The 7,916-nt window shown below is 72.2% G+C and carries 9 protein-coding genes; 8 read left to right on the top strand and 1 reads right to left on the bottom strand.

The genetic code is table 11. From position 1 onward, the window contains the following. A partial coding sequence (locus VMI11_15815) for a GTP-binding protein (GenBank protein ID HTY73866.1) occupies positions 1-779 on the bottom strand: 779 nt, incomplete at its 3' end. 260 nt (positions 780-1,039) lie between these two features. Here VMI11_15815 and VMI11_15810 point away from each other — a divergent pair. The 8 genes from VMI11_15810 to VMI11_15775 all read left to right on the top strand — a co-directional run bounded on the left by VMI11_15810 (position 1,040) and on the right by VMI11_15775 (position 7,875). Continuing rightward, entirely contained in the window at positions 1,040-1,651 is a 612-nt protein-coding gene (locus VMI11_15810) for a CDP-alcohol phosphatidyltransferase family protein (GenBank protein HTY73865.1), read from the top strand. After that, positions 1,648-2,577 carry a phosphatidylinositol mannoside acyltransferase gene (locus tag VMI11_15805; GenBank protein ID HTY73864.1) on the top strand — a complete coding sequence of 310 codons (930 nt, stop codon included), beginning with the start codon at positions 1,648-1,650 and terminating at the stop codon, positions 2,575-2,577. The genes VMI11_15810 and VMI11_15805 overlap by 4 nt, the downstream gene beginning before the upstream one ends. Then, entirely contained in the window at positions 2,574-3,749 is a 1,176-nt protein-coding gene (locus VMI11_15800) for a glycosyltransferase family 4 protein (protein HTY73863.1), read from the top strand. Before VMI11_15805 ends, VMI11_15800 begins: the two co-directional genes overlap by 4 nt. Further along, complete coding sequence (locus VMI11_15795; protein ID HTY73862.1) at positions 3,746-4,288, top strand: hypothetical protein; 543 nt, start codon at positions 3,746-3,748, stop codon at positions 4,286-4,288. The genes VMI11_15800 and VMI11_15795 overlap by 4 nt, the downstream gene beginning before the upstream one ends. A 20-nt stretch (positions 4,289-4,308) precedes the next feature. Then, complete coding sequence (locus tag VMI11_15790) at positions 4,309-5,376, top strand: DUF3048 domain-containing protein (protein ID HTY73861.1); 1,068 nt, start codon at positions 4,309-4,311, stop codon at positions 5,374-5,376. Positions 5,377-5,454: 78 nt separating this feature from the next. Continuing rightward, entirely contained in the window at positions 5,455-6,387 is a 933-nt protein-coding gene (pdxS, locus tag VMI11_15785; GenBank protein HTY73860.1) for a pyridoxal 5'-phosphate synthase lyase subunit PdxS, read from the top strand. Between the two features lie 130 nt (positions 6,388-6,517). Then, on the top strand, positions 6,518-7,129 hold the full coding sequence (gene pdxT / locus VMI11_15780) for a pyridoxal 5'-phosphate synthase glutaminase subunit PdxT (GenBank protein HTY73859.1): 612 nt from the start codon (positions 6,518-6,520) through the stop codon (positions 7,127-7,129). Then, positions 7,126-7,875: a YebC/PmpR family DNA-binding transcriptional regulator gene (locus VMI11_15775; protein ID HTY73858.1), complete on the top strand. Its 750-nt coding sequence runs from the start codon at positions 7,126-7,128 to the stop codon at positions 7,873-7,875. The genes pdxT and VMI11_15775 overlap by 4 nt, the downstream gene beginning before the upstream one ends. The last annotated feature ends 41 nt before the right edge of the window (positions 7,876-7,916 follow it).

Raw genomic sequence — 7,916 nt, 5'->3', positions numbered from 1 at the left:
GGGCTGGCGGCGGCCAGCACGGGATAGAACGAGCCCCGGGCGACGGCCTTCTCCAGGTCCTCGATGAGCACCTCGACGTCGATCGCCTCGCCCGACAGGTAGCGGTCCATGAGGGTCTCGTCCTCGGACTCCGCGATGATCCCCTCGATGAGGGCGTTCCTCGCGCCCTCGATGAGCGGCAAGTGCTCGGGGTCGGGGTCGCGCTGGGTACGTCGTCCGTCGGAGTAGTCGTAGACCTGCTGGGACAGCAGCCCGATCAGCCCGGCCGGCGTCCCGTCGTCCGCCGCGAGCGGCAGGTACAGGGGCAGGACGCCGTCCCCGAAGACCCGCTGGCAGACCGCCACCGTCTCGTCGAAGTCGGCGCGTTCCTTGTCGAGCTTGGTGACCACGACGGCGCGGGGCATGCCGACCGCGGCGCACTCCTCCCACAGCAGCCGCGTGCTGCCGTCGATGCCGTCCACGGCGGAGACGACGAACAGCGCGGCGTCAGCGGCGCGGAGTCCGGCTCGCAGGTCGCCCACGAAGTCGGCGTAGCCGGGGGTGTCCAGCAGGTTCACCTTGGTGCCGTCGTGCTCGAGCGGCGCGATGGCGAGGGAGACGGAGCGCTGCTGGCGCTGCTCCGCCTCGTCGAAGTCGCTGACCGTCGTGCCGTCCTCGACGCGACCGGCCCGAGAGATCGTCCCGGTCGCCACGAGCAGGGCCTCGATCAGGGTGGTCTTCCCCGCTCCGGTGTGGCCGACCAGCACGACGTTGCGGATGCGCTCCGGGCGGTCGGCCACAGGTGCCCTGCCGGCGCCTGCCGAGGGGGACTGGCCGGGAGTGTTGGGACGGGACACGGTGGCCTCCTTCCGGGCCCGCTTCGTCGCGAAGCCCGCAGCGTCGGATCCCCGAGACTGTGCTCCCGGCGGGCAGCGGGCGCAAGGGTGGCTGGCCTTACCGCTCGCGTCGTCCCTGCTCCGGCCGGTACGGGATGCGGGTACGAGCGTCTGGCGAGCGCCAATCTCAGGGGCTGGCCCAACTCCTGGCTAGGCTGCCCCGCGTGCTGGCCCGGTACGCCAAGGCGTTCTTCAACCGCCTGCTGACCCCGGTGGCCCGCCTCCTGCTGCGCCTCGGGGTGTCCCCAGACGTCATCACGGTCATCGGCACGCTCGGCGTCAGCGCGGCCGCGCTGGCGTTCTATCCGCGGGGGAAGTTCGTCGCGGGCACGCTGATCATCACCGCCTTCGTGTTCTCCGACACCCTCGACGGGACGATGGCGCGTCTGCAGGGTCGCCCGAGCACCTGGGGCGCCTTCCTCGACTCCACCATGGACCGCATCGCCGACTGCTGCGTGTTCGCGGGCCTGCTCTGGTGGTTCGCCGGGGATGGCGACCAGGTCGTGCTCGCGGGCGTGACCGTCGCCTGCCTGGTGGGCAGTGCGGTCGTCCCGTACGCCAAGGCCCGCGCGGAGAGCCTCGGCCGCAACGCCGACGTCGGGTTCTTCGAACGCTCCGAACGCCTGGTGATCGCCCTCATCGGCACTGGCCTGGACGGCTTCGGCGTGCCCTACGTCCAGGCGGTCTCGCTGTGGGTGGTCGCGATCGCCAGTGCCGTCACTGCGGTCCAGCGCATCTGGACCGTGCGGACGCAAGTCCGCGCCTCGGAGGCATGAGCGTGGGACCGGACACCGTCACCGGGATGCTGGCCGACGCGGGCTACGCCTCGGGCTGGGCAGCGATCCGCTGGATGCCGGAGCCGGTCGCGGCGTCGCTGTTCCGCTCCGTCGCCGACCGGACGTACGAGCGGGACGGCAAGGCAGTACGCCAGCTGCGGCGCAACCTCCGGCGCGTGCTGCCCGCGGCGACACCCGAGGAGCTGGAGCAGGTCGTCCACGAGGGACTGCGTCGCTACCTGCGCTACTGGCTCGAGGCCTTCCGCCTGCCGACCATCGCGAAGCGTGAGCTGCCCCACCGCTTCCAGCTGGTCGAGGGCGAGGATCGGCTCGCCGCGGCGATCACCTCCGGGCGCGGTGTCGTGTGTGCCCTGCCGCACATGGGCAACTGGGACCTCGCCGGCGCGTGGGTGAACTACGCGCACGCGCCGCCCACCACCGTCGTCGAGCGGCTGAAGCCGGAGGCGCTCTTCGACCGTTTCGTCGACTACCGCCGCTCGCTGGGCATGGAGGTGCTCGCCCTCACTGGGGACGTACCCCCGTTCCGGACCCTGCTGGAACGGCTGCGCCAGGGCCGGCTGGTGTGCCTGGTCGCCGACCGGGACCTGACCAGCTCCGGCCTGGCCGTGTCGTTCTTCGGGGAGCAGGCCAAGATGCCGGGCGGGCCGGCCGCGCTGGCGGTCGCGACCGGAGCGGTGCTCTTCCCGGTCTCGCTGTGGGTGGACGGGGACCGTACGGTCGGCTGCATCCACCCGCAGGTGCTGCCGCCGACGGAGGGCGACCGGCAGCAGCGGGTCGCCGCGGCGACCCAGGCGGTGGCGTCGGTGTTCGAGACGGCCATCGCCGAGCACCCCGCCGACTGGCACATGCTCCAGCCGTTGTGGGAGGCCGACATCGCGGTTCGGAAGCGGGAGGGGGCGGCATGAGGGTCGGCCTGGTCTGCCCGTACTCCTTCGACGTCCCCGGAGGTGTCCAGAGCCACGTCCGCGACCTGGCCGAGGAGCTGACCCGGACCGGCCACGAGGTGTCGGTCCTGGCGCCGGCGGACGACGACGAGGCCTTGCCGCCCTACGTCGTCCCCGCCGGGCGCGCCGTCCCCGTGCCCTACAACGGCTCGGTCGCGCGGCTGCTGTTCGGGCCGGTCTCGGCGAACCGCGTCCGCCGTTGGATCCGCGAGGGCGACTTCGACGTCCTGCACGTGCACGAGCCGACGTCACCGAGCCTCGGGGTGCTCGCGTGCTGGGCGGCGATCGGACCGATCGTGGCGACCTTCCACATGAGCGCGGTCCGGTCCCGTGGCCTGGTGGCGGCCGGCGGCATCCTCAACACCGCGCTGGAGAAGGTGAGCGCCCGGATCGCGGTCAGCGAGTACGCGCGCCGCACCCTCGTCGAGCACCTCGGCGTCGATGCCGTCCTGGTGCCGAACGGCGTCGACGTCGACGCCTTCCGCGGGGCCAAGCCGTTCGACGACCTGCCGGGCACGTCCGGTTCGCGGATCGGGTTCCTCGGCCGCATCGACGAGCCGCGCAAGGGCCTGCAGGTGCTGCTCGAGGCGCTTCCCGCCATCGTGGCCGGCGCGCCCGAGGTGCAGCTCGTGGTCGCCGGTCCCGGCGACGTCGACGACGTACGCAAGGAGCTGCCGGCCGAGCTGGCCGAGCGGGTGAGCTTCCTCGGTCTGGTCAGCGACGAGGACAAGGCGCGCCTGCTCGCGAGCCTCGACCTCTACATCGCGCCGAACACCGGCGGCGAGAGCTTCGGGATCATCCTCTTGGAGGCGATGTCGGCCGGCGCGCCCGTGCTGGCCAGCGACCTCGAGCCGTTCCGGCACGTCCTCGAGGACGGCCGCAGCGGGGCGCTGTTCGCCAACGAGGACCCCGTGGACCTCGCCCGGCAGGCGGTGGCGCTGCTCGGGGATGCCGGCGCCCGGCGCGCGCTGGTCGAGGCGGCCGACGTCAATGTCGTCCAGTACGACTGGACCACGGTCGCGCAGCGCGTCGTCGAGGTCTACGAGACGGTCACGGCCGGGCAGCGCGGGGTCCGCGAGGACTCCCGCCTGCAGGTCTTCGGGCGCTTCACCCGGCTCAAGGACGACTCGTGAGCTCGTGGGCGTACACGCTGGCCCTGTTGGGGCTGCTGGTCGTCGTCGTGCTGCTGTACGTCCGCTCGCTGGCCGGCCGCCTCGACCGCCTCCATGTCCGCCTCGAGGCCGCCGAGTCGGCACTCGACGCCCAGCTGATCCGCCGCTCCGCCGCGGCGGCCGAGCTGGCGTACTCGGGGGTCCTCGACCCGGCGTCCAGCCTGCTGCTCGCTGACGCCGCGCACGAGGCGCAGGTCGCCTCTGGCGCCGACCTGGCCCGGCGCGAACCGGTCGAGAGCGCCCTCTCCTCGGCCCTTCGGGCCGCCGTGGACGAGGTCGACGTCGCCGCCGTGGACGGCAGCCCGCAGGCCGAGCTGCTCGACGAGCTGCGCTCGGCGTGCCAACGGGTGCAGCTCGCCCGACGCTTCGCCAACGACGCCGCGCGGGCCACGCTGCGGCTGCGGCGGCGCCCCCTCGTGCGCCGGCTCGGGCTCGCCGGTCACGCCCCCTGGCCGAGGGTCTTCGAGATCGACGACGCGCCTCCGCCGGCTCTCGGCTGACCCCCACGTACATTGGCGCGGTGTCTCGACGTCACCTGATCGCCTTGCTCGCGCTCGCGGGCACGGCCGCGCTCGTCACCGCCTGCACCTCCGGCGGGTCGAGCCCCGCGACCAGCACCGCGCCGCTGGCCTCCTCGTCCGCTCTGGCCAGCTCCGGCTCGCTGTCCCCGTCGACGTCGGGCTCGCCGTCGTCGTCCGCTCCGGTTGTGGTGCAGCGTTCGCTGCTGTCCGGACGGGTCGGGATGAAGGACGGGCGGGTGCTCGTGGTCAAGCTCGACAACACGCCCTACGCCGAGCCGCACGCGGGCATCGAGGACGCCGACGTGGTCTACATCGAACAGGTCGAGGGCGGCCTGACGCGCATGGCCGCCGTCTTCTCGACCGAGATCCCGAAGAAGATCGGCCCCATCCGCAGCGCGCGGATCGCCGACATCGACCTGTTCGCCCAGTACGGCAAGGTCGCCTTCGCCTACTCGGGCGCCCAGCACAGGCTGCGCCCGGTGATCGCCGCCGCGAACCTGTTCAACGTCAGCGGTGACGTCGGGCCGGCGGGGTACTTCCGTGACCCGAGCCGCCCGGCGCCGTACAACTTCTTCGGCGTCGGCCCCGAGCTGCTCGCACGGGCCCCGCACGCGGCCCACGCCAAGGACGTGGGCTTCCGCTTCTCGACGACTCCGCCGCCGGGCGGCCTCAAGGTCAGCAGCGCCACCGTGCGCTGGCCGGCGGCGAAGGCGGTCTTCGTCTGGAACCCGGCCACTCAGCGCTGGCTGCTCACCATGGACGGCATCAAGGCGATCTCCGACGGCAAACGCATGGGCGGCACCACGGTCGTCGTCCAGTACGTGCGGATGTACGACTCCGGCTACGGCGACCGTCACGGGGGCATCACCCCGATGTCGGTGACCATCGGCAGCGGCAGCGCCCTGGTGCTGCGCAACGGCAAGGCGTACGCCGCCCGCTGGTCGCGGGCGTCGAAGACGAGCGGCACGATCTGGACGACCTCGACCGGTGCACGCCTGCCGTTCGCGCCGGGCCAGGTGTGGGTCCTGCTGGTCAACCGCACGACGCACGCCACCCTGACCCGCTGACCTGGCCGTAGAATCGCGGGGACGGCCCGGGCTCGCCCGCCGGTGCCGCCCCTGACCCTGCGAAGCGAAGGCCTCATCGTGGCAACCGAGCACCCAGTCCCCGACACCAGCGCCGCCGCGGACGCGGCCCGCCCGACCGGGACCGCGCGCGTGAAGCGCGGGATGGCCGAGATGCTCAAGGGCGGCGTGATCATGGACGTGGTCACCGCCGAGCAGGCCCGCATCGCCGAGGACGCGGGTGCGGTGGCGGTGATGGCGCTGGAGCGCGTACCTGCCGACATCCGGGCCCAGGGCGGCGTCGCGCGGATGAGCGACCCCGACCTCATCGACGCGATCATCGCCGAGGTGTCCATCCCGGTGATGGCCAAGGCGCGCATCGGGCACTTCGTCGAGGCCCAGGTCCTGCAGTCCCTCGGCGTGGACTACGTCGACGAGTCCGAGGTCCTGACGCCCGCCGACTACGCCCACCACATCGACAAGTGGGCGTTCACGGTGCCGTTCGTGTGCGGCGCGACGAACCTCGGCGAGGCGCTGCGCCGCATCAGCGAGGGCGCCGCGATGATCCGGTCGAAGGGGGAGGCGGGCACCGGGGACGTCTCGAACGCGACGACGCACATGCGCGCGATCCGGGACGAGATCCGCCGGCTGACCACGCTGCCCGAGGACGAGCTGTACGTCGCCGCGAAGGACCTGCAGGCGCCCTACGAGCTGGTCCGCGAGGTGGCCTCGCTGGGTCGGCTGCCGGTCGTGCTGTTCACCGCGGGCGGGATCGCCACCCCGGCGGACGCGGCGATGATGATGCAGCTGGGCGCGGACGGCGTCTTCGTCGGCTCGGGGATCTTCAAGTCCGGCGAGCCGGCCCGACGGGCCGAGGCGATCGTCAAGGCGGTCACCTTCTACGACGACCCGGACGTCATCGCCAAGGTCTCCCGCGGTCTCGGCGAGGCGATGGTCGGGATCAACGTCGACGACGTACCCGTCGACCACCGCCTCGCCTCCCGGGGCTGGTAGCCCGCCACCACCTCGTCCTCTTCCCACTTGTGGCGGGTAGCACGTCACTCCGGGGCTGCGAAGTGACGCGAATCCCGCCACAAGTGGTGGGTGGTGAGCGGTCAGGCGGGTTGTCGAGAGGGTGCGGGTGATCGTGAGCGGGCCGGCGGTGGGAGTCCTGGCGCTGCAGGGCGACGTCCGTGAGCACCTGCGCGCCCTGGAGGCGGCCGGTGCGCTCGCCGTGCCCGTACGCCGTCCCGAGGAGCTCGCCCGCGTCGATGCCCTCGTCCTGCCGGGCGGGGAGTCGACCACCATCGCCAAGCTGGCGCGGACCTTCGACGTGCTCGAGCCACTCCGTCAGCGGGTCAAGGCGGGGATGCCGACGTACGGCTCCTGCGCCGGGATGATCCTCCTCGCCGACCGCGTTCTGGATGCCGCCGCCGACCAGGAGACGGTCGGGGGGATCGACGTGACGGTGCGGCGCAACGCCTTCGGGCGCCAGGTCGACTCCTTCGAGGCCGACGTACGGCTCACCGCACTCGACGGCGCGCCGGTCCACGCCGTCTTCATCCGTGCGCCGTGGGTGGAGGAGGCCGGGCCCGCCGTCGAGGTCCTCGGCCGGGTCGAGTCCGGGCCCGCCGCCGGTAGGATCGTCGCCGTCCGGCAGGGGCATCTGCTCGCGACGTCCTTCCACCCCGAGCTGACCGGGGACCTGCGCGTGCACGCGTACTTCGTCGAGATGGTGAGAGGCAAGCAGGCATGAGCGGCCACTCCAAGTGGGCCACGACCAAGCACAAGAAGGCGGTCGTCGACGCCAAGCGGTCGAAGCTGTTCGCCAAGCTGATCAAGAACATCGAGGTCGCCGCCCGGACCGGCGGTGGCGACCCGGACGGCAACCCGACGCTGTACGACGCGATCCAGAAGGCGAAGAAGTCCAGCGTCCCCAACGACAACATCGACCGCGCGGTCAAGCGCGGCTCCGGTGCGGAGGGCGGCGGCGCGGAGTACCAGACGATCATGTACGAGGGGTACGGCCCCGGCGGGGTCGCCGTCCTCATCGAGTGCCTCACCGACAACCGCAACCGCGCCGCCTCCGACGTGCGCGTCGCGATGACCCGCAACGGCGGCTCGATGGCCGACCCCGGCTCGGTTTCCTACCTGTTCACCCGCAAGGGCGTGGTCATCGTGCCGAAGAACGACCTGTCCGAGGACGACGTCCTCGCGGCCGTGCTCGACGCCGGCGCGGAGGAGGTCAACGACCTCGACGAGGCGTACGAGATCGTCTCGGAGGCGACCGACCTCGTGGCGGTCCGCAAGGCCCTGCAGGCCGCGGGCATCGACTACGACTCCGCCGACCCGACGTTCCTGCCCTCGGTCACCGTCGAGCTCGACGAGGAGGGCGCCCGCAAGGTGTTCCGCCTCATCGAGGCCCTCGAGGACAGCGACGACGTGCAGAACGTGTACGCGAACTACGACGTCTCCGACGAGATCCTCGAGGCAGTCGGCTGAAGCCAATACACCGGTCCGCCGAGCGCAGCGGTCCGCCGAGC

This window comes from Actinomycetes bacterium, assembly GCA_035506535.1.
Classification (GTDB): domain Bacteria; phylum Actinomycetota; class Actinomycetes; order DATJPE01; family DATJPE01; genus DATJPE01.
This window is presented reverse-complemented; position numbering and strand designations above follow the sequence as displayed.